The sequence below is a fragment of the Mesotoga sp. UBA5847 genome, assembly GCF_002432735.1.
Lineage (GTDB): Bacteria > Thermotogota > Thermotogae > Petrotogales > Kosmotogaceae > Mesotoga.
The window spans coordinates 56,362-76,738 of sequence record NZ_DJGL01000106.1; the positions used below are offsets into that span (position 1 = coordinate 56,362).

The 20,377-nt window shown below is 44.5% G+C and carries 20 protein-coding genes; 7 read left to right on the forward strand and 13 right to left on the reverse strand.

Features of this window, described 5'->3' with window-relative positions:
• Positions 1-197: 197 nt before the first annotated feature.
• Both B3K91_RS13360 and B3K91_RS13365 read right to left on the reverse strand, forming a co-directional pair.
• Positions 198-1,058: a DegV family protein gene (locus tag B3K91_RS13360; RefSeq protein WP_099830548.1), complete on the reverse strand. Its 861-nt coding sequence runs from the start codon at positions 1,056-1,058 to the stop codon at positions 198-200.
• A complete protein-coding gene (locus tag B3K91_RS13365) occupies positions 1,058-2,032 on the reverse strand; it encodes a fumarylacetoacetate hydrolase family protein (RefSeq protein WP_292588708.1) in 975 nt (324 codons plus the stop codon). The genes B3K91_RS13360 and B3K91_RS13365 overlap by 1 nt, the downstream gene beginning before the upstream one ends.
• Positions 2,033-2,213: 181 nt before the next feature.
• Between B3K91_RS13365 and B3K91_RS13370 the strand changes: the two genes are divergently transcribed.
• Together B3K91_RS13370 and B3K91_RS13375 are read left to right on the forward strand one after the other, a co-directional pair.
• Complete coding sequence (locus tag B3K91_RS13370; RefSeq protein WP_099830546.1) at positions 2,214-2,603, forward strand: DUF3783 domain-containing protein; 390 nt, start codon at positions 2,214-2,216, stop codon at positions 2,601-2,603.
• Positions 2,596-3,435, forward strand: a complete 840-nt coding sequence (locus B3K91_RS13375) for a GNAT family N-acetyltransferase (RefSeq protein WP_292588737.1) — start codon at positions 2,596-2,598, stop codon at positions 3,433-3,435. Before B3K91_RS13370 ends, B3K91_RS13375 begins: the two co-directional genes overlap by 8 nt.
• Before the next feature lie 3 nt (positions 3,436-3,438).
• Here B3K91_RS13375 and B3K91_RS13380 read toward each other — a convergent pair whose 3' ends face one another.
• The 11 genes from B3K91_RS13380 to rpmB form a co-directional block, all read right to left on the reverse strand.
• Positions 3,439-4,455 carry a cyclic nucleotide-binding domain-containing protein gene (locus B3K91_RS13380; RefSeq protein ID WP_292588711.1) on the reverse strand — a complete coding sequence of 339 codons (1,017 nt, stop codon included), beginning with the start codon at positions 4,453-4,455 and terminating at the stop codon, positions 3,439-3,441.
• Between the two features lie 76 nt (positions 4,456-4,531).
• Entirely contained in the window at positions 4,532-5,761 is a 1,230-nt protein-coding gene (locus B3K91_RS13385) for an acetate kinase (protein ID WP_214079355.1), read from the reverse strand.
• Between the two features lie 13 nt (positions 5,762-5,774).
• Entirely contained in the window at positions 5,775-6,719 is a 945-nt protein-coding gene (fba, locus tag B3K91_RS13390) for a class II fructose-1,6-bisphosphate aldolase (protein WP_214060046.1), read from the reverse strand.
• Between the two features lie 63 nt (positions 6,720-6,782).
• Positions 6,783-7,802 carry a DNA-processing protein DprA gene (gene dprA, locus B3K91_RS13395; protein ID WP_214079354.1) on the reverse strand — a complete coding sequence of 340 codons (1,020 nt, stop codon included), beginning with the start codon at positions 7,800-7,802 and terminating at the stop codon, positions 6,783-6,785.
• On the reverse strand, positions 7,802-9,190 hold the full coding sequence (gene hslU / locus B3K91_RS13400; protein WP_214079353.1) for an ATP-dependent protease ATPase subunit HslU: 1,389 nt from the start codon (positions 9,188-9,190) through the stop codon (positions 7,802-7,804). The genes dprA and hslU overlap by 1 nt, the downstream gene beginning before the upstream one ends.
• Entirely contained in the window at positions 9,190-9,735 is a 546-nt protein-coding gene (gene hslV / locus B3K91_RS13405) for an ATP-dependent protease subunit HslV (protein ID WP_214060948.1), read from the reverse strand. Before hslV ends, hslU begins: the two co-directional genes overlap by 1 nt.
• A gap of 2 nt (positions 9,736-9,737) precedes the next feature.
• Positions 9,738-10,649, reverse strand: coding sequence for a D-alanine--D-alanine ligase family protein (locus B3K91_RS13410; protein WP_292588716.1), 912 nt, complete (start codon positions 10,647-10,649; stop codon positions 9,738-9,740).
• A complete protein-coding gene (gene topA / locus B3K91_RS13415; protein ID WP_214060950.1) occupies positions 10,649-12,868 on the reverse strand; it encodes a type I DNA topoisomerase in 2,220 nt (739 codons plus the stop codon). Before topA ends, B3K91_RS13410 begins: the two co-directional genes overlap by 1 nt.
• An 18-nt stretch (positions 12,869-12,886) precedes the next feature.
• Positions 12,887-13,939 carry a 3'-5' exoribonuclease YhaM family protein gene (locus tag B3K91_RS13420; protein WP_214060951.1) on the reverse strand — a complete coding sequence of 351 codons (1,053 nt, stop codon included), beginning with the start codon at positions 13,937-13,939 and terminating at the stop codon, positions 12,887-12,889.
• The gene (alr, locus tag B3K91_RS13425; RefSeq protein WP_214079350.1) at positions 13,911-15,047 is read right to left on the reverse strand and encodes an alanine racemase; all 1,137 of its coding nucleotides are present in this window, start codon (positions 15,045-15,047) and stop codon (positions 13,911-13,913) included. Before alr ends, B3K91_RS13420 begins: the two co-directional genes overlap by 29 nt.
• A gap of 39 nt (positions 15,048-15,086) precedes the next feature.
• Complete coding sequence (rpmB, locus tag B3K91_RS13430; RefSeq protein ID WP_099830535.1) at positions 15,087-15,278, reverse strand: 50S ribosomal protein L28; 192 nt, start codon at positions 15,276-15,278, stop codon at positions 15,087-15,089.
• A gap of 91 nt (positions 15,279-15,369) precedes the next feature.
• Here rpmB and B3K91_RS13435 point away from each other — a divergent pair, with 91 nt between their 5' ends.
• The 5 genes from B3K91_RS13435 to B3K91_RS13455 form a co-directional block, all read left to right on the forward strand.
• Positions 15,370-15,786 (forward strand): antibiotic resistance protein VanZ, encoded by a 417-nt coding sequence (locus B3K91_RS13435; protein ID WP_292588724.1) that lies wholly within the window; start codon positions 15,370-15,372, stop codon positions 15,784-15,786.
• A gap of 106 nt (positions 15,787-15,892) precedes the next feature.
• The gene (locus tag B3K91_RS13440) at positions 15,893-16,849 is read left to right on the forward strand and encodes a hypothetical protein (protein ID WP_292595391.1); all 957 of its coding nucleotides are present in this window, start codon (positions 15,893-15,895) and stop codon (positions 16,847-16,849) included.
• An 82-nt stretch (positions 16,850-16,931) separates the two neighbouring features.
• Positions 16,932-19,415, forward strand: coding sequence for a type I pullulanase (pulA, locus tag B3K91_RS13445; RefSeq protein ID WP_414674590.1), 2,484 nt, complete (start codon positions 16,932-16,934; stop codon positions 19,413-19,415).
• Between the two features lie 15 nt (positions 19,416-19,430).
• Positions 19,431-19,928 carry a MogA/MoaB family molybdenum cofactor biosynthesis protein gene (locus B3K91_RS13450; RefSeq protein ID WP_214079347.1) on the forward strand — a complete coding sequence of 166 codons (498 nt, stop codon included), beginning with the start codon at positions 19,431-19,433 and terminating at the stop codon, positions 19,926-19,928.
• A gap of 99 nt (positions 19,929-20,027) precedes the next feature.
• A partial coding sequence (locus tag B3K91_RS13455) for a deoxynucleoside kinase (protein WP_292595399.1) occupies positions 20,028-20,377 on the forward strand: 350 nt, incomplete at its 3' end.

The following is a 20,377-nucleotide window of genomic DNA, read 5'->3' on the forward strand; positions in this document are numbered from 1 at the left end:
AAACGTGAATATCCTTTATTTGAGTGAATGAAGAATAAATACCGAAGAAAAAGGCAAATTAGCTGTTGTATCCTGCAGATAAATCCCGAGATCTTTCCGTTGCTCACTGTTGCTTCTTGTTGGGCAATCGATTTACTTGATACGCTTCTTCCAACGATTTCAGTGTATTAGTATAAGATTACTGGATCTTATTATTCCTACGCAATCAAGGCCCCTATCCCAATAATTCCTTTCCCTCCGTGGACAAGGATTCCAGAGGATAACTCTCCTGCAAGCAAATTCTCAGAAAGCGAAGAGATTTTCGTTCTGACCCAATCAACCAGGGAGACCGTATTGCTGTCATCTCCAGAATGATACAGAGCAACACAAAGGACTTTCTTTCCTTTGACTGTGTCTAGCAGACGATCTACCATCTTTTCAACGGCCTTTTTCATCCCCCTGGCTTTGCCGGAGAGGGTGAAAACACCACTACTGTCGATTGTTCCTATAGGTTTCACATTGAGTATTTCTCCTACAGAACCCTCAAGCCTTCCTATTCTCCCGCTCTGTTTGAGATACTTCAATGTCGGCAAAGTGAAGAAGACTATGTTCTTGATTCCTGCGCAACTTCTAAGGTCTGATGCGATTACTCTCAAAGAGTCTCCGCGTTCTTTCATCTTTATCGCCTTGTAGACAAGCATGGCTATTCCGCCCGAAAGTGACAAAGAATCTACCGATTCAATGACAACCGACTTGCGCTCGCTAGCAAACTGTTCACCTATCGTCTTGAATAAATTATGAGTTCCGCTAAGCCCACCGGAAAGATTGACAACAAGAAGTTCATCGTAACCTCTTGCATACATTGTCTCGAAGGCCTTCATCACGTCGCCAGGGCTAGGGAGTGACGTTCTGGCAAAGTTGTCGTCAAGAAAGTCCGCAATTTCGGCCTTGCTTATTTCTACGCCCTCGCGAAAGGACTTTTCTCCCAGAACAACCATCACAGGAACGATGTACACATCTTCTCTTTCAGCCAGCTCCAAAGGAAGATCCACGATTGAGTCACAAATAATTCCTATCATTAATATGCTTCCTCCTCATCAACAACCACGTTTCTTTGCAAACCAAGACTTATTCTGCCATCTGAAGAGAATATCCTGGATTCAACAACATCCCCGGGGTTCAAATATCTCCCGCTCTTCTGCTGATCTCTAACAAAGATCTCCCATCTTTTGGACTCAGAAAGCTGACCAATGAACCACGAACGAAACCCCTTTTTTGTACTGAGTGCGGTCCCTTTCGGAGTACCCGTGAGAATAACGTCTCCAGGGTAAAGATCTGAAAACCGACTCAGCTCCGAAATCGTCTCTGCAGGGCTATAAATCATGCTAGATGTCGAAGCACTCTGCCTGACGGAACCATTTACACTCAGTTCGACATTGAGATTTGCGACACATTCCGTCTCCTCTTCATCAAAAATCGCCATGAACGGACCTATAGGGCAGAAAGTACGATAGCTTTTACCCTTAAAGAACTGAGACTGAGGTAACTGGACATCCCTCGCTGAAACATCATTCGCCATAACGATTCCACCTACGTAAGTAGTGAGTTGCGATGAGTCAACATCGATACTTCGGCTTATTTGAGCTCTGATGACAAGGCCCAGCTCCACTTCATAATCTAGAAGCCGTACCCCAAGTGGCCTAACAATTGGTGAACAAGGATCTGATATTGAAGCAGAGGATTTGTTGAAGAACATGTTGTACTTCTTGTCTTTCTGCCTTGTTCCCGTATCCAGAAGATGATCCAGATAGTTCTTTCCCTGACAAATAACCCTGCATGGTTTTGTTATAGGAGATAGAACCTCAATCTCGGAGAGAACGATCTTTTCTTCGGAAGCAAGGTCCTTGAGTTGCTTGAGATCCTCAGATGCCGAGCTAAGAAAGTCACCCGTCGTTGAACATTCCACATCCAGAGGACGGACAAAACCGTCTTCAAGAACTCCCCAGAATTCTCGTCTCTTGCTACTTCTAAATCTTCCAACATGGACTATCACAAGCCCGCCTCCCTCATTTATTATAACCTGAGGCTTCGATCAATGTCTCCGTTTTTTTCGTTGGCTTCCCATTAATAATTGTCTGCACGGATTTACAGCGAGCGGCTCGCAAAGTTAGCCCATAGGTAACCGTTGGCTTTGAGCAGGTATGGCTGTGCTAGAATTGTTCTGAGGTGATTGAATGAGTACTTTCGAGCTCCAGCGTGCGGTCCTTCTTCACTGTGACGAAGCGGCAACAGAGGTCCTTCGAAAATCATTCAAGGACACCACGGTAATCGACTGCCGTGGGTTAGAGAACTTAACTCTGAAGGAAATTCTGAATTCGGAATGTCCAAAGAAGGAGGCTCCCTTGACTTCCGGCGAGGTTCTCTGTTATGTGATTTTTAGTGGGTTTGAGAACAGTTATATTGGTCAGATCATTAAACAAATCCGTCGGTATCTTGGGAGAGACTTGGTATTCGCAACCACCACTGAATCGAATATGAACTGGAAGATGAGTGATTTGCTTTCTGAATTGGCGGAGGAACACAACTACTTTGTGAAAGCGAGGCGGGAAAAACTTGATGGATAACTTGTTCCATAAACTTGAGGATCTCTCAAAAGTTGAATTAGTAAATCTTCTGAATTCGATTTTTTCGGACTATGTTCTCAGAATGCACTGGACTCTGGAGAGTTTCGAGAGAGATGTGAGAGAGAACAACATATCGCTTTCGGAATCCTTCGTTATGGAAGTAAAGGGAGAGTATGCGGGAGTTGTGCTGTTGAGTTTCAGGGGCAAAAGAGCAAAAATCGACCTGATGGGAGTCTTGTCTTCTTTCAGAAGAGAAGGAATTGGCTTCCGAATGGTCGATGAGGCACTGAAAATCGCAAAGTGGAATGGTTGTGAGCAAATTGTTCTGGAGGTCCCGGAAAAGGATTCCACAGCAATCGCCTTTTATGAAAAGTATGGGTTCAGGCACAAACGTAATCTGATCACTTTCTTCATCAAAAGACCCGGCACAAAGGGGTTCTCACTCAAGAAATCCGATTCAAGCAGAATTATAGAGTGCGCTCTTTCTGCAATTAGCAACTTCAAGAGAAATCCCGAGTGGGAAAGAGAGCCTTCTAGTTTCACTCATCTAGAGCAGTACAACTTTGACTTCGTTGAGAATCCCGAGGGAAAGGAAAGAGGCTACTGCATCTGGCAGGAAAAGGATTCTCTCTTCTATGTGAGAGACGCTGGCCCAGTAAAGAGTTCCTCATATAGGGAAATAATAGGAGGGCTATGCGGAATCGCTAAGGACAAAGGGCTCACTCCTCTCTTTCCTACCGTTCCGGATGACGATCCACTATTTCTGGAAGCAACGGAACTCGATCCTCAGGTTTTGCTAAAGCAGAGCGAGATGATTTACAAGATTCATTGAACATCATGAAATTAGTGACTGTCTCATATACCCGAGAATATACTCCACCATCTTGAATCCGTCTTGAGGAGATTTGTGTATCAGGTGTTGAAAAAGCCGGCTTCTGTCCAAGAGCACATACTCGGAATTTCCCCGAACAACAACTGTCGTGTCCCACTTACTCTTCGCCAACAACTGAACTTCGCCGATAGAATTTGGAGATTTAAGCGAAAATAAAACAGAATTTTCATTCTCTCTTCTTTTCGAGAGAATCATCTCTCCTTTGAGAAGAAAGATAGCACTGCCGGCTCTTTTCCCCTCCTCAACAACAATCTTGTCCGAATCGGTCTTTCTGATTTTCCGTGAGTCCCTTCTCAAATTCCTGAAGAGGTTTGAACTGTAATCGGGTCCCTTATAGAGGAACTTGAATCCCGATTCTAGAAGTCCCATGCGACAAGCAAAGAACCTAGCTATTCCAGCTATCTCGTCTGCCTCTCCTTCAACAATCTCCAGAATCGATGTCAATGCCAGATCTAAAGAGTTATTTAGAAAACAGCTCAATGAATAGTAGAGTTTCACCGGTCTTGACAAAGGTGAGTTCTGATACTGTTCCAGATAACTCTTCAGAACTTCCTGAGCAGATGGGTATTCCCTCCTCTCTATCAGCTTTATGCCCTTTCTGTAAAGAGACTTTTCGCCGAACAATAGTGGAGGGTATTCCTTCAACCAGTGCTGCTTCATGGATACCAAAATCGAAACCAAACCGTCAAGATCAAGACCCTTCGATTCGGAACATGATCTCAAATCTTCTTCGACATTCTGAAGGAACCTCTCGAGTCTCTCCGGCCTGGCAACCAGATATTCTCTGAGCTCATCCCTATCGCCAACAAGAATTGAAGAATCCCCTATGGAAAGAAGATCTCCGCTGTACTTTTCACCAACTATAGACATTGGATCTGCTAGATCTCCTTCCATATAGACCTTGTCATCCGAATTGAATCCCTTAAGAATAAGCCCACCTGACGACACAATATAATACAAGTCTGCCTTCTCACCACGACCTGCAAGTTTCGTATCTCCCTCTAGAACAATTTCCCTTATAATCCTTCATCACCTTTCAGTCTTCCCAAAGTTTCAGTTCCTTAAGTCCGTTCTTAACTATCTTACTTGTATCCCTTGCAATAACGAGTTCTTCGTTCGTAGGAATCACAAAAACCTTGACTCTAGAGTCTGCAGTTGAAATCATTACTTCCTTTCCCCTGACTCTGTTATTTTCTTCGTCAAGAGATATCCCAAGGTGACCAAGATACTTATTTATGATATTGGCTCTCAGATATGCGCTGTTTTCTCCAACTCCAGCTGTGAAGACTATTGCATCGACTCCGTTCATAGCGGCTGCATAAGCACCAATGTACTTTGCCAATCTGTGCTCATATACGTCATGAGCTCGTTTACACAGAGGTTCATTATCCATTGCGCGCATCTCAATGTCTCTCATATCACTGAACTGCCTGTCTGTGAGTCCGTACATACCGCTTTCCTTGTTTAGCAGATTGTTGACTTCGCCAGGTGAGAGCCCTTCTTGTTCTTGCAAGAAAGGCACTATTGCAGGATCAATATCTCCAGAGCGAGTTCCCATAACCAGTCCCTCAAGAGGCGTGAACCCCATTGAAGTATCGAAAGATCTGCCATTCTTAACGGCTGTGATCGAAGCGCCATTTCCTATGTGAGCAGTTATTATCTTTAGCTCCTTGAGTGGTTTCCCTAGAATGGATGCGGCCCTTTCCGAAACGTATCTGTGGCTTGTGCCATGGAAGCCGTATCTTCTTATTTTATACTTCCTATAAAGACCATAAGGTATTGCGTAAAGGTAAGAGGATTCGGGCATTGATTGATGGAATGCCGTATCAAAGACGCCCACTTGAGGAACCGATGGAAGGATCTTCTTTGCAGCAACGATCCCTTCTATGTTCGCCGGATTATGAAGAGGTGCAAGGAAGTTGTTGGATTCTATTTCCTTTATCACTTCATCGTCAATGAGCACTGAAGAAGCAAATCTTTCACCACCGTGGACTACACGATGACCTACCGCTTCAATCTCGTTAATGTCTTTCACAACTCCAGTCTTCTCAGCCTGCAAAACTTCTATTATAAGTTCTAGGCCTTCAGTGTGGTCGGCAATGTCGTTCTCGAACTCAAACTTCTGGTCGCTCTTCTTGTGAGTCAGTTTTGATCCAGGAATTCCTATTCTTTCGAGTAGACCTTTTGCCAGCACATTTTCACTTGCGGCATCGAGAAGCTGGTACTTGATTGAGGACGAGCCGCAATTGATTACAAGAATCTTCATTTGACACCCCCGTTTATGCTTTATTAGAACATCCTAGAAGTCTCAACCTTTCCCTTATCACATTCTTGACCAGTTCTTTCGGTGTCTTGAAGTATTTTCTCGGATCAAACTCCCCAGGATTCTTTGCAAGAAACTCTCTCAACGAAGCGATGAAAGCCATTCTCAAATCTGTATCTGTGTTAACCTTGTTTATTCCGAATTTCACTGATTCAGCAAGAATCTCGCCAGGAACTCCCTTTGCCCCTTTGAAGTCAGCCCCATACTCCTCGGCCAGGTTCTTGACCTCCTCGGGAACGCTCGAAGCTCCATGTAGAACAAGAGGAATACCGGTAAGCTTCTTAACCGTCTTCAGTCTCTCAAAGTCAAGTCTCGCTTCTCCCTTGAACTTAAAGGCCCCATGGCTAGTTCCTATAGCAGGAGCAAGAAAGTCCACCCCAGTCTCTTTAACAAACTGCTCTGCCTCCTTGGGATCGACAAGAGCCGCTTCATGGGACTCAACCGCGACATTGTCCTCTATCCCAACCAACCTGCCGAGTTCCGCTTCAACCGATACTCCAAGACTGTGAGCAATTTCCACCATTTTCTTCGTCTCTATCACGTTCTTCTCAAAGGGAAATTCGGAAGCATCAATCATTATAGAAGAATAGCCTGCCTGAATGGCGGCCATGAGTATTTTGAAGTTCTTTCCATGATCGACATGTAATGAAACTGGAATATCGACTGTCTCCGCATAGCTCCTTACCATCGAAACAAAAAGCCGTGCTCCCAGCATAACATTGCCGTTTCCTGCATACTTGATTGCACCTTCGGAGGTTTCGATTATCACTGGAGAGCGCTCTTCAACTCCAGCATCGATAATCGCTTGAAGGAATTCTAGATTGTTGATATTTAGCGCTGGTACCGCGTAGGATTCTTTGTTAGCCCTATCAAGTATCAGTTTTGTGTTAACGTAAGGCATTTTTCTCCCTCCAATCTCGTCTCTAGATCAACATTTCATCAAGATTATACCAGCTTAAAACGGCTAAGTTCTATTCCATCGCCCGTTTTCCTCATAAACGTAACCTTCGAGTTGAAGGTTCGTTAACTCAACTATCAAATCTTTGCTAGGTAGTTTCGTTTTGAGAAGAAGCTCTCCAAACGTCAGAGAACCGGTTCCGAGAACTTCTAGAACCTCTGAATCTACACTCCCTTCGTGTAACTCTCCAATGTCAATCTCAGGGAATTCCTCAATCACGTCACCGAATTCCGCAACGAGCTTTGCACCATTCTTTATGAGCCAGTTTGTTCCCTCAGAGTTCTTTCGGTTGATATCTCCGGGAACAGCGTAGACATCTCTTCCATTTTCAAGCGCAAGCCTAGCGGTGATCAAGGAGCCGCTTCGTATAGTCGCCTGTACCACTAAGACCGCCCTCGCTAGACCGGCAATTATTCTATTCCTTCTTGGGAAATTCTGTTTCAAAGGGGGCGTTCCAGGCAGATACTCCGAAATTACGCAACCTTTTTCCATGACCGATCTGATAAGAGAGCTGTTTGACGCAGGGTAATAGACGTCGATTCCCGTTCCCAAAACACCTACAGTCGTTCCAGATCCGTCAAGAGCACCAATGTGAGCTTCGGCATCTATTCCGACAGCAAGACCGCTGACTATCGTGATTCCTCTTTCGGAAAGCAACCTTGAGTACTCTCTGGCAACTGAAGTTCCGTACCTGTCGGCCTTCCTTGATCCGACAACCGCTAAGACGCTTTTTGAATCGAGCAATGAGACTTTTCCCCGAAAGAAAAGCACTGAAGGCGGTTCGAAGATGTGCTTCAGAGAATCGGGATACTCCTCATCCCTGTGAGTTATGAAGTTGCCGTATGTTGAAAGAGTTCTAATAACACTGGAGAAATTCCTTGCGAAATTCTTCAGTTTGTTTCTATTCAATTCTATTGGCGAACGAAAAAGCAGAGAGCTATCGAATCCAGAACTCTCTATCTTCTCCATTTCAGAAGGGTTGAAGTCGCCCGAAAGCGCAATTGCAGCATATTCTAATCTATCCATCACAAAATGAAAGCACTGAGATCCTCGTCGGCCGCGATTTCGCCGATTCTTTCATCAACATACTTCAAATCAATAAGAACTTCATCACTAACGTCCGGAGCCTTAAACGATACCTCTTCTAGAACCTTCTCAACAACCGTGTATAATCTTCTAGCTCCTATGTTCTCTATACTTTCATTAAGATTGTGGGATACCCTGGCTATCTCATTGAGGCCATCTTCGGTGAACTTCACTTCTACACCTTCAGTTTCAAGCAAAGCAACGTATTGTTTCGTTATTGCATTCTTAGGCTCAACCAGGATTCTTAGGAAATCCCCCTGGGTCAACGCGTCAAGCTCAACTCTTATAGGAAACCTTCCCTGAAATTCAGGTATCAAATCAGAGGGTTTTGCCGCATGAAAAGCTCCTGCCGCAATGAAAAGTATGTAATCGGTTCTTATCTGGCCATGTTTGGTTGTGACAGTTGTTCCCTCAATGATCGGCAGTAAATCCCTCTGAACACCCTCGCGAGAGACATCTGGTCCATGGGAACCGTTTCGGAAAGTTATCTTGTCTATCTCATCAATGAATACGATTCCTCTATTTTGAACTCTTTCAATCGCTTCTGCTATGACCTTATCCATATCAAGAAGTTTTTCAGCTTCAACCGGTAAGAGTGCCCTTCGAGCATCGACAATTCTCATTCTCCTCTTTTTCGTCTTCTTCGGCACCATACCTCCCAGAACACCCGACATATCGATTCCCATGTCTTCCATACCGGGAATCATTATCATCGGTTGACTGTGATCCTCTATCTCAACCTCAATATCGAGATCTTCAAGATCTCCGCTTCTCAATCTCTCTCTATAGTCTTCCCTGCGGTCCTTAATTCTTTCAAGTTCCTCCTGACTAGGTTTAGACTGCTGTTGTCCCTGAAATAACTCAAGAATGTTCCTCGGTCCACTTCCTTTCGTCTGAGGACCGGGAACCAGGGCTTCAAGGATTCTCTCCTCAACCTGGAAGATCGCCTTCCCCTCAACCTCGCTCATCTTCTCCTGCTTGACCATATTGACCCCGACTTCAACGAGCTCCCTTATTATCGACTCAACATTCTTCCCAACATAACCAACTTCCGTGAACCTAGTTGCTTCGACCTTAGTAAACGGAGAACCAGTCAACTCCGCCAGTCTTCTTGCTATTTCAGTCTTGCCAACCCCCGTAGGGCCCATCATAAGTATGTTCTTTGGTATTACGTCTTTTCGCATCTCTTCAGGAAGTTTCTGTCTACGGATCCTATTTCTCATGGCTACTGCGACAGCTCTCTTAGCCTTGTCTTGACCTACTATATACTTATCGAGTTCTTCGACTATTCTCTTTGGAGTCAACTCATCCAATTCTTCTCTCTTCATTACTTATCTCCTCCAAGTGTTTCCAGAGTGAAATTCGTGTTGGTGTAGATGCATATCTCACTGGCTATAGTCATTGACCTCCTTGCTATCTCTTCTGCATTGAGATCGCTATTCCTCATCAGAGCTCTTGCAGCAGCAAGTGCGTAAGAACCGCCAGAACCAATTGCTAGCACTTCTTCGTCGGGCTCTATCACTTCGCCATTTCCAGATACGAGAAGAATGCTCTCTTTGTCAGCAACGAGTAGAAGAGCCTGAAGGTTCTTAAGAATCTTGTTTGTTCTCCACTCCTTAGCAAGATTCACGGCTGCTCTCTTAAGATTTGAGTTGACTTCCTTGAGCTTTTCCTCGAATTTCTCGAAGAGAGTCATTGCGTCGGCTACAGAACCCGCGAAACCCGCTAATACCGCTCCATCACCAAGCTTCCTTACTTTTCTGGCTGTGCCTTTCATCACTGTATCTCCGATCGTGATCTGACCATCTCCTACCATAACAGTATTTCCGTTTCTTCTCAGAACCAGTACCGTTGTACCGTGCATCGTCTTCATGATTACCTCCTGTTCCTCTTCTCAGCAGACTCAATCACGCCCCGAACAATGTCCTCGAAAGACATGCCCGCGGCCCTGGCAGACATAGGAAGATCACTCAGGTCAGTCATTCCAGGTATAGTATTTACCTCGAGAAAGAAGAAAGTCTTATCCCTCAGTATTCCATCAATTCTGGCAAAATCCTTGCATCCGAGAAGATCGTAGATTGCAGCAGACTTTTCGATAATCGTTTCATACACGTCATTATTCATTGGAGCCGGGACCACAAAATCCGTCAACCCTGCCGTGTATTTCGCTTCATAATCATAAAAACGTCTCTTCGGTCTTATCTCTAGAATCGGAAGAACCATATGGTCATCTTCCGAATCAATGATAGATATGGTGATTTCTCTTCCTTCTACGTATTCTTCAAGGAGAAGAAAATCGTAAGTGCCAAGAAGTTCCCTTGTTCTTTCCTTCAATACCGCAAGATCGTCACAGATGAATACGCCGATGCTCGATCCTTCTCTTACCGGCTTCACCACACAGGGAAATGTCTCCCACTCCTCAAGATCGACCTCGCCGCCAATTCTTCTCCATACGGGCAGATCGACGATATCCCTGACAAGCCTGTATGTAATCTCCTTGTCGAAGCAAATCGAACTGGTCCTGGAATCGGAACCGGTGTAGGGCATTCCTGCCAGTTCTAGCATACCCTGAAGCGTCCCATCTTCACCGAACTTACCATGTAGAGCCAAAAACATGAGGTCTACCTTTAAAGTAAGAAGAGCAGGAATCGTCTCCCTTCTGAGATCAAAGGGCACTACTTCCACACCGAGCTTCTCAAGAGAAGTTACTACGTTCATTCCGCTCTTAATCGAAACGTTTCTCTCATTAGAAAGCCCGCCGTAAACAACGGCAACCCTTCGCTGCATCAAGCTTCTCCCACCTCGAAATCCTTCTTGCAGTTTTCACAATACTTGACTCTCTTTCCGCCTCGCTTCACCTTGAGGAAGAGATTGGAGCCACAGATCTCGCACTTCTCTTCTGTAGGTTCGTTCCAGAACATTTCCCCACAACCGGAACACTTGTAGTAGTTTTTCCCCTTCTTGCTTCTAAGCTTTTCAACAACCCCGCCGCATTTCGGACAATGTGCATCAATCCTGACGTTCCTTGTGTACTTGCATTTCGGATAGGCAGAACAGGCAATGAATTCTCCGTATCTTCCTTTTCTCTTAACCAAATTGGATCCGCATTCGGGACAGCTTTCATCTATCTCAACTTCTAATTTCTGATTCGGGGCAACATCTTTCAGAAGAACTTTTCCATCGATAACACAGGTGAAGGACGTCATGTCCACAGACTCGTTTTTGTCGCAAGACTGACACTTAAGATATCCGCCGTACCTTCCGAATACAACCTTGAAGGCTCCGCCGCAAGAACACTCCCTATCGGTCTCGAATTCGATTCTTAACTCTCCCTTCTTGATCTTCTTGTCAATCTGATCAAGATCTATTCTAAAACCTTCATAGAAATCGTGAACAACATCTCGCCACTTTTTTGATCCGTTTTCAACTCCATCGAGTTCTTCTTCCATGTTTGCTGTGAAATTCGTGTTAACAACATCCGGAAAATACTCGTTTAAGAACTCATTCACAATAGAGCCCAGCAATGTCGGTCTTAGTTCTCTGGATTGTCTCAGCACATATTTCCTGTCGAGAAGTGTGGAAATTATCGTTGCATATGTTGACGGACGCCCTATACCTCTCTTCTCAAGTTCTTTAACCAGGGAGGCCTCACTGAATCTGGAAGGCGGTTTGGTTGTATCCTCTTCCCATTCTAGTTTGGAAGGCTTGACTAATTCTCCCTTTTTGTAGTCGTGGCCAATTTCGCTCTTTGAGGATCTTGAGATAATCCTTTCAAACCCGTCGAATAGTCTTCTTTCTCCGGTCAAACTCAGAATGTACTTGCCGCTTTCGTCAGCCAATTCAACATCTGTCACCGCATACTCTGCACTCGCCATCTGAGAAGCAATGAATCTATTCCATATTAGGGCATAGAGACGGAGATTATCTCCTGACAGTAGCCTCTTGGCCATCTCCGGATCATTTTCGGGATATGTTGGTCTGATCGCTTCATGAGCATCCTGAATTTTCTTACCTTTACCCCCTGATCTAACAGGACCGACGTATTCGCTTCCGAAGCTGTTGCTGATTATCTCTACTGCCTTATCTCTTGCCTGACTCGAAATCCTTGTGGAGTCTGTTCTCATGTATGTGATGAAGGCTATCTGGCCCTGATCTGTCTCAATTCCTTCATACAGCTGTTGAGCAACTTTCATGGTCTTGCTGGCGCTCCATCCTAGCTCCCCAATCGCGCTTTGTTGAAGAGTTGAAGTAATAAAAGGCATCGGAGCGCTTCTCTTGGAAGTTCGTTTCTTAACATCCTTAACACGGAGAACGCTTTTCGAGAGCTCTTCAATGATCTCATCTCTCTTTTCTTCAGTAGTCACGGATTTGTTGTTAAACTTCTTTCCTTCAATTTGCGAAAGAGCGAACCGATCCTCGGCAGTCTTAGCAAAAATCTTGAAAAATCTGTGCGGAACAAAGACTGCGATCTTCTTCTCAAGCTCAACCATTAACTTCAGAGCCACCGACTGAACTCTGCCGGCGCTCAAACCCTTAGTCATAGTTCTCCATAGAAGCGGGCTTATCTTGTAGCCCACAATTCTGTCCAGAACCCTTCTAGCTACTTGAGCTTCAACCTTTGACATGTCGATATTTCTTGGACTAAGAATTGCGCTCTTTATTGCAGATTCAGTAATCTCGTTGAAGACTATCCTGTTCTTTTCATCTCTGGGAAGGCCAAGAAGCTCTGAAATATGCCACGCAATAGCCTCTCCTTCACGGTCAAGGTCAGAAGCCAGAAAGACTTTCTTGCCTTTGGACTTCTTTTTGAGTTCCTGTACAACTTTTTCCTTCCCTTTCAGGACTTCATATGTGGGTTCGAAATTCTCAGGATTCAATCCGAGATTAGATTCGGGGAGATCCCTAACATGTCCCTTTGAAGCTGCAACTTCGTAGTTTTTTCCCAAGTATCTACTAATCGTCTTCGCCTTTGCGGGCGACTCAACTATAACAAGCTTGTCAGGCAAGATATCACTCCCAATTCCTCAGTCACCTGATCTTCTGTTCTTCATGAAGACCCTTCTATTCAGAAAACGATCATAGTTGCTCCAAGAAGCCGTTGACCCGTTGAATTCTCTCTCTTCAATCTCACGAAACTGGGCAACTTTGGAATCGAGGTCGTCGGCCATGTGAAGAACAATCGCTTCAGTTGTCTTTGGAATAACAGGGGAACCCCACTCCATCTCTCCGTGATGAGATAGAAGAAGATGTTTGATCTCGGTTTGAAGATAGCGTGGGAAGCCCTGTATCTTCGCTATTGCTCTGCCTACCATCTCAATTCCCATAGCGATATGACCAACAAGCTCACCGTCGTTAGTTCGATCGATTCCGGCAGGCGTTACCGCGTATTCATAAACTTTGCCTATATCATGCAACAATGCACCTGCTATCAGAAGATCCCTGTCTATAGAATCACTGTACTTCGTTGCCAAGAAAACGCAAAGCTCTGCAACAGACATTGTATGCTCCAGAAGACCACCCTTGTAAGCATGGTGTACCTTTGCCGCTGCAGGGGAGATAATGAACTTCTCAATGAACTTCTTATCGTTTTCGAAGATATCTCTCAGCAAGGCCTTGATATGCTCTTCACTCATATTGTTTATAAGACCCAAAAGATCATCATACATCTGCGGGATATCTTTGGTTGTTACAGCCATGAATCTTTCGGGATCATACTGTCCGATTTCTAGAACTTGAATACCTTCCGAATCAAGATTCAGCTGCTGCCTATCTTCATATACAACTACCCGCCCCGAGATTCTTACAACGGTTCCCTGTTCCAGAGTGTCATCGTTGTGCTCTGCGTTGAACCAATCGATAGCTCTTATCGCGCCTGTCTTGTCAGAAAGAGTGAGAAGAAGGAATTTCTTCCCGTCTCGAGCCTCCTGAATTCTCTTAGAATGAACCTTAAATATTGAAAGGACAGAACTTCCCGGGCGCAGGTCCGAAACAAACGGAAGACCGTCCTTATTAGTTTTATCCTGGTCGTCATTTATCTGACTAAGAATCTCATTTCCTATTATGTCGCGGAGTTTCATAATCTTCTCCTTTCCAATAGATCCTGGGAACTCTAGAAGTGATAGAGCAAACCACTTCGTAATTTATGGTACCGCACAGTTCTGCAATTTCCTCCGCAGTTATCGTCTCTTCTTTCTGTGAACCGATTATAACTACTTCGTCTCCCACCGACAGCTTACTATCGACATGTGATACGTCAACCACAAATTGATCCATGCAAACCCTACCCAGGACTCTACATCTCCTGCCCGCAATAATAACACAACCTCTGTTAGAGAGCAGTCTATTAAAGCCGTCTGCATAGCCAACAGGAATAGTGGCAACAAGCATCTCTCGTCCGGCAACAAAGGTTCTTCCATAACTAACTGAATCACCGGCTCGAATCTTCTTTAGGAAGGAAATGCAGGTTTTCCACTCGATTATCGGCTTGAGATTATAGTCAATAACGCTCGATGGTTGAAGACCATATGTTGCAATACCCACTCTAACATAATCGTAGTCTTTGTTATCAAGAAAGATGGTACCGGCGCTATTCGAAATGTGAACCACGAAGTCCCTGCCCCTGCTCTTACCAATGCCCTGGAGGAACTTTCTGAACTCCTCACTCTGCTCGAAAACGAAATCGCTATCCTTTTCATCGGCGGTAGCAAAGTGTGTGTAAGCACCCGTTATTTTGATTCCATTAGCGACCGCCGACTCATATAACTTGATCGATTCTTCCCATTTCATCCCAAGCCGTCTCATCCCTGTATCTACTGCAATCTCAAAATCAGGAAGGGTTTCGTTGAGGCCAGAAATGCTATCAAGCTGACCGGAGGAACAGAGCGACAATGTAAGACCGTACTCCTTTGCAGCAAGTATCTCTTCATTATCCACATAGTTCAGGACAAGAATCGGAAGAGATATTCCGCTCTCTCGAAGCTTTATCCCCTCTTCAAGAAAAGCAACTGCAAGCCTTTCAACGCCAGCTTCCTCGGCTACTTTGGACAGCTGTTCAGCGCCATGGCCGTACGCATCTGCTTTCACAACTGCCATCAGCCTCGCTGGATATGCTTTCCCAGCTAAATAAAGAAGATTCTGTCTATAGGCAGACAGATTTACTAAGGCGTAGGTCTTTCTACTATTCATGGAATACCTTTTTGGCAAAACACGCTAGGTATGCTATAACTAAATTGCTCTTGTGACTTTCCCAGCTTTAAGGCACTTCACACAAACATTAATTCTCTTTACCTCACCATCAACTACGGCACGGACTTTGTGAACATTCGGCTTCCACCAGCGCTTGGCCTTTTTATTTGAGTGAGAGACCATATTTCCGGTTCTTGGTGCCTTACCACAAACTTCACAAACTTTGGACATTTGATTTGTCCTCCTCTCGATTCGCAATACAATTCATTATAGTAAAGAAAGATCAGCTTTTCAACTCGTTTGGGAGGTTTCACTTCTTGAAATGTCGTTGACTTTCATGTTTGTCACAAGCATAATCTTAGTTATGAAGAAGATAATAACTGCGATTCTGTCAATCACATACATGATTGCAACAGTCTACTTTTATTTGAGACCGGGAGTACAAACTTTTGTAGTCGGAAGCGACAAGTTCCTTCATTTCGTAGGATTCTTCTCCGGAGGTGTTCTTCTGATTCTGATTTCAAGAATCGGAGCCAGCCGTCTGAACAGGCTTGCCCTTGGGTTCTTCTTGGTGATTGGACCTTTAGTCCTCGAATCTCTTCAAATCATATCTCCTTACAGACAGTTCGACACTCTGGATATCTTGTTCAATTACCTTGGCTGGATTGTTCCTGCAACCGTTTTTTCGATTGTTGAACGCTGCATGGTTCTACTGAAAAACAGAGATTCTCATGGATAAAACCACTTGATCAGCAAAGTCCAACTTTCAACACAGACCTTCAAATTATTCTTCTAATAAGCTAAGATGATATACTTCTTTTTGATCGTGAGGGGAGGTGTAATACTTGAAAGAGAGAAGCTCAGTGAAGTTGCTATCAATCTTTCTGATATCGTTTATGATAAGCCTTTCGCCCATGGTCGTTATGGCAGAGCCATCTATTATGGTTAATACTCATTATGTTTCTCCGGATGCTACGCCTTCCGGGTTTCCAGCCCTCATAGTAGGGACTGTGAACAACTTTGATCTCCTGATTTTGAAAGAAGGTCTTCTTGAAAGAGTAGTTTTGGAGGGAATCGAGATTCCGAAGTATGACTGGTCAAGACCTCATAGCAGAGCGCTTCTTGCTCTTCTAAGAAGTACAATAGGGTCTTGGGCAAGGATCCAGAAGATATCTACTGAAGAACCTTCTTCTGCTTACGTATGGATCTCGATCGAAGATGAAGCCTATCTACTTCAATCAATAATCGTATCAAGCGGTCTTGCTATTTCCGTTGCAGATGGAGAAATCGAACTGAGCTATGCCGAGGAATACGCTTCCAAGGAGAAACTGGGTATCTGGGCAGATGAAGCAAACTCTCTGGAATCACGAATAGAAGAAGATTATGGGCAAGAAGATCAGCCGCCTGTCCAAGACTCGTCAGTCCAGAATGCAAAACTCGTGATTTCAGAAATCAAGATCTTCGATAACGGCGAGTATGCCCTTATAGTCCTAGCCGCTGAAGAGAGAGGAAGTTCAGAAGGTTATTCAATCTCGATAGTCTCAAAGTCAGATAGAAGTGTTGATGAGGATGTCTTCTTCTTCGCTTCAGGAAAAGAGGCTGAAGTCCACGAGCAAATAACAATACTTGTAACACTTGACAGATCACGAACCGTTTCTTATGAGTATGATTTTGTCTGGGAAAGCTTCCTTGATCCTAGAGGAGGCTACCTGAGGGTAAGGGCTCCAAGTGGTAGCGAAACCCTTTTCGAATATGAATACGATAGAAGAATTAGTGGCTTCATTGTAACCCCACTTAACTGAAGGAGGCTTTATAATGAAAAGAGTGTTGTTCTTCTTGGTGATTATCTTCGGAACAACGATTTTGGCTTTTACAGGAGAAAGCATGGGGAAAAGTTCAGCTGATTACAGCGCAGAAACTGTAATTATAATCCACTATCATAGGTACGATAACAACTACGACGGTTGGAATCTCTGGGTATGGCCCGATAAACCAAAGAGCATGGATGGAAAGTCATATTCTTTCGACAAAATCGACGATTTCGGAGTCACTTCGATAGTAAGGCTTGCCGACAAACATTCGAGACTCGGATTCATTGTTAGACTTCGCGAGTGGGAAAAAAAGGACATAGCCGTTGATAGATTTGTAGATATCCCTGAATCCGGTTTAGTAGAGATTTGGGTAGTTGAGGGTGAAGAAGAATTCTTGTTAGATCCGGAAAAGATAGATCTTACACCGAAAGTTAAGATCGCTTTCCTGGATTCATTGACTGAGATTCTGGCCTCTCTATCCGCCCCGGTTGACACTAAAACGGCAGCTCCAAAAGTTACCTTGAACGGCTCTGTGCTCAAAATCGAGAGGTTTGAGAAGGCTGATCCGACAGACATATCAACCACAAACTACGTGAAGATTGTGCTTTCCGAACCGATTGCCGCTGAAAACGTGAACAAACAACTCTCTCTAGAGATCGAAGGGTTTCTGTCAAGCGAAGTGATCGTTAGAAAGGCGCTGGATGATCCACAGTTTTACTACGACAAAGAACTTGGAGCAATCTACTCGGAGAGTAAAACAGTATTCAGAGTTTGGTCTCCCGTATCTTCTTCGGCTACAGTCATACTCTTTGAAGACCTCTATTCCGAAGTGTACACAGAGGTCCCCATGAGCAAAATCGAGGCAGGTGTGTGGGAAGCGACGGTTGAGGGTGATCAGCATTTAAAAGCCTACAAGTACCGGTTTTTCTCTTACGGTAAGGAAAGAGAGACTGTAGACATCTACTCTAGAGCAGTAACAAGAAACAGCGAGAGATCAGTCGTAATCGATCATAACAAGGCAGTGTTCGATGGCTGGACAGGCCATGAAATCCCCCCTTTTGCGAAGCCGGAGGACGCGGTTATTTACGAGATCCATGTTGGCGATATGACATCAGACTCAAATACCGACATAGAGAGTAAAGGAAAGTACCTGGGACTAACCGAAAGAGGAAAGACCGGGCCTGATGGGGTCACCGCCGGACTGGATCATATAATTGAACTTGGCGTAACTCACGTTCATATTATGCCATTCAATGATATTCACTATATCGATGAGGGCGTTGACGGACAATACGGCTGGGGGTATGATCCATATCTATACATGGTTCCGGAAGGACACTATAGCACAGATCCTTATGACCCACTTAGCAGGATTGCTGAGTCGAAAATGATGATCAAAGCCTTCCACGATAATGGAATCAGGGTGATTCTCGATACAGTATATAACCATACTGCAACAACAGGTTCTTCCTCACCATTTGACCAGACTGTTCCCTATTACTTCTACAGAACGGACAGAACAGGCGACTATCTTAATGGAACTGGGGTCGGAAACGAAATAGCTACCGAAAGGCCGATGATGAGGAAGCATATTCTCGATACAGTTAAGATGTGGGTCCAAGATTACCGAATCGACGGTTTTAGGTTTGATCTCATGGGTTTGATAGACCGCGACACTGTTCTTGCAATAGACAGAGAACTACATGCTATTGATGAATCGATTCTCCTATACGGTGAACCTTGGGGAGGCTGGGGAGCAACGATCACCTTTGGCAAGGGAGATCAGAGGGGTACCGGAGTAGCGGTCTTCAATGATAATCTTCGCGATGCGATAAGAGGTAGCGTTTTCGATCCAAAGGTAAAGGGTTTTGCTCTTGGAAGCCGTGCAAAAGAACGAAGGATAATGCGTGGAATTGTAGGTAGTATTGATTACAGCAACGATATTAAGGACTTTGCTGATGACCCGGCAGAGACAATAAACTATGTTTCGGCTCATGACAATCAGACACTCTGGGACAAGAACAGTGCAGCGATGCCCGATGCCCCAAAAGAGCTCCTGATTAGTGCTCAGAAGCTTTCAAACGCCATTGTTATTCTTTCTCAGGGGATTCCGTTCCTACATGGAGGAGTTGATTTTGCGCGCACGAAATACGGAAACGAGAACAGTTACAACGCGGGGGTAGAGCTGAACAAGATGGACTATTCCAGAAAAGCGGAATTCATTGACCTGTTCGAGTACTACAAGGCTCTGATACACCTGAGAAACAATCATCCCGCATTCAGGATGGGCTCAGCCGAAGAAATAAGCAGAAATCTCAAATTCCTGGACGCTCCTAGGAACATAGTCGCTTTCACTATAGATGGCAGAGCGGTAGGCGATTCTTGGGATGAAATTCTCGTAATCTTCAACGGTAATCTTGAACCAAGCGAGATAACCTTACCCGATGAAAGCTGGAATCTTGTTGCTGACAAAGACAGAGTCTCAGAAGATGCGTTTGAAAGGCTGTCCGGAAGGGTAATACTTGCACCGGTATCCACTTATATCCTTCACAAGTGATTTCGGAGGTGTGTTATGTACAGCTGCAAGATAATCAGAATACTTGAGTCTGGCTTCTTTGAGGAAATCTCTCGGTCAATAGAAATCTCAAAGAGGATTCTTGAAGACCATGATTTCACGTATACCGGCTCCACTGATGTCGCTCCAGTAATGAGCGACCTGAAAGAAGCGATATATGCAGACTCCTGTTCAAACGATGTTGTTCTGGTTCTTGGAGGAACTGGTCTATACAGAGAAGACATTGGTCCTGAGGTTGTCTTATCTCTTGTAGACAAGAGAGCAACAGGAATCGAGACTGCCATGTTGAGAAACGCAATTGTTGCCGATCCATCTCTGTGCCTTTACAGGGTGGGAGCAGGAACGATAAAAGACTCAATAGTACTTTCTGTACCAGGATATCATGAGACAGTTCATTACTATCTGGAGGCTGTTCTGGATTACCTGAAACCTTTTTTTGATGGACTGAGGGCGCCGGAGAAGATTCTTGGCAATGATGGCAATGTAAATTTGTGATACGGTGAGCAATCGTGAGAAAATCGCTCCTTATTGTCATTTCGGATTTTCGATATAGATCTTTACTAAGTCTTGAGTGTAAGGGAGTTTTGAATTCATATGATGTTTTCAAAAGTTAGTGGAAAATACGTTTCTGTTGAGGGCGTAATCGGGGTTGGTAAAACTACCCTGGTCAAATTGCTATCTCAGAAGTACACGATGCCCACTGTACTGGAAGTAGTCGAGGAGAATCCTTTTCTCACGAACTTCTACGAAGACATGGACAGGTGGGCCTTTCAAACTCAACTCTTCTTCTTGATAAGCCGATTTGATCAACAGTCACTACTGAAAAAGGCGGCTTCTCAAGGCCAAGGAGTAATCTCCGACTATGCATTTGTGAAGGATCACTTGTTCGCTTCGCTAACTCTGAAAGGCGAACAGCTAAGACTCTATGAGAAGATCTTCAATGC

Excerpts from the sequence above, each read along its gene's own strand:
- B3K91_RS13360 (WP_099830548.1), bottom strand. The coding sequence starts at position 1,058 with ATGATAGGAATTATTTGTGACTCAATCGTGGATCTTCCTTTGGAGCTG.
- B3K91_RS13370 (WP_099830546.1), top strand. The coding sequence starts at position 2,214 with ATGAGTACTTTCGAGCTCCAGCGTGCGGTCCTTCTTCACTGTGACGAA.
- B3K91_RS13375 (WP_292588737.1), top strand. The coding sequence starts at position 2,596 with ATGGATAACTTGTTCCATAAACTTGAGGATCTCTCAAAAGTTGAATTA.
- B3K91_RS13385 (WP_214079355.1), bottom strand. The coding sequence starts at position 5,761 with ATGAAGATTCTTGTAATCAATTGCGGCTCGTCCTCAATCAAGTACCAG.
- fba (WP_214060046.1), bottom strand. The coding sequence starts at position 6,719 with ATGCCTTACGTTAACACAAAACTGATACTTGATAGGGCTAACAAAGAA.
- dprA (WP_214079354.1), bottom strand. The coding sequence starts at position 7,802 with ATGGATAGATTAGAATATGCTGCAATTGCGCTTTCGGGCGACTTCAAC.
- hslU (WP_214079353.1), bottom strand. The coding sequence starts at position 9,190 with ATGAAGAGAGAAGAATTGGATGAGTTGACTCCAAAGAGAATAGTCGAA.
- hslV (WP_214060948.1), bottom strand. The coding sequence starts at position 9,735 with ATGAAGACGATGCACGGTACAACGGTACTGGTTCTGAGAAGAAACGGA.
- B3K91_RS13410 (WP_292588716.1), bottom strand. The coding sequence starts at position 10,649 with ATGCAGCGAAGGGTTGCCGTTGTTTACGGCGGGCTTTCTAATGAGAGA.
- B3K91_RS13420 (WP_214060951.1), bottom strand. The coding sequence starts at position 13,939 with ATGAAACTCCGCGACATAATAGGAAATGAGATTCTTAGTCAGATAAAT.
- alr (WP_214079350.1), bottom strand. The coding sequence starts at position 15,047 with ATGAATAGTAGAAAGACCTACGCCTTAGTAAATCTGTCTGCCTATAGA.
- rpmB (WP_099830535.1), bottom strand. The coding sequence starts at position 15,278 with ATGTCCAAAGTTTGTGAAGTTTGTGGTAAGGCACCAAGAACCGGAAAT.
- B3K91_RS13435 (WP_292588724.1), top strand. The coding sequence starts at position 15,370 with ATGTCGTTGACTTTCATGTTTGTCACAAGCATAATCTTAGTTATGAAG.
- pulA (WP_414674590.1), top strand. The coding sequence starts at position 16,932 with ATGGGGAAAAGTTCAGCTGATTACAGCGCAGAAACTGTAATTATAATC.
- B3K91_RS13450 (WP_214079347.1), top strand. The coding sequence starts at position 19,431 with ATGTACAGCTGCAAGATAATCAGAATACTTGAGTCTGGCTTCTTTGAG.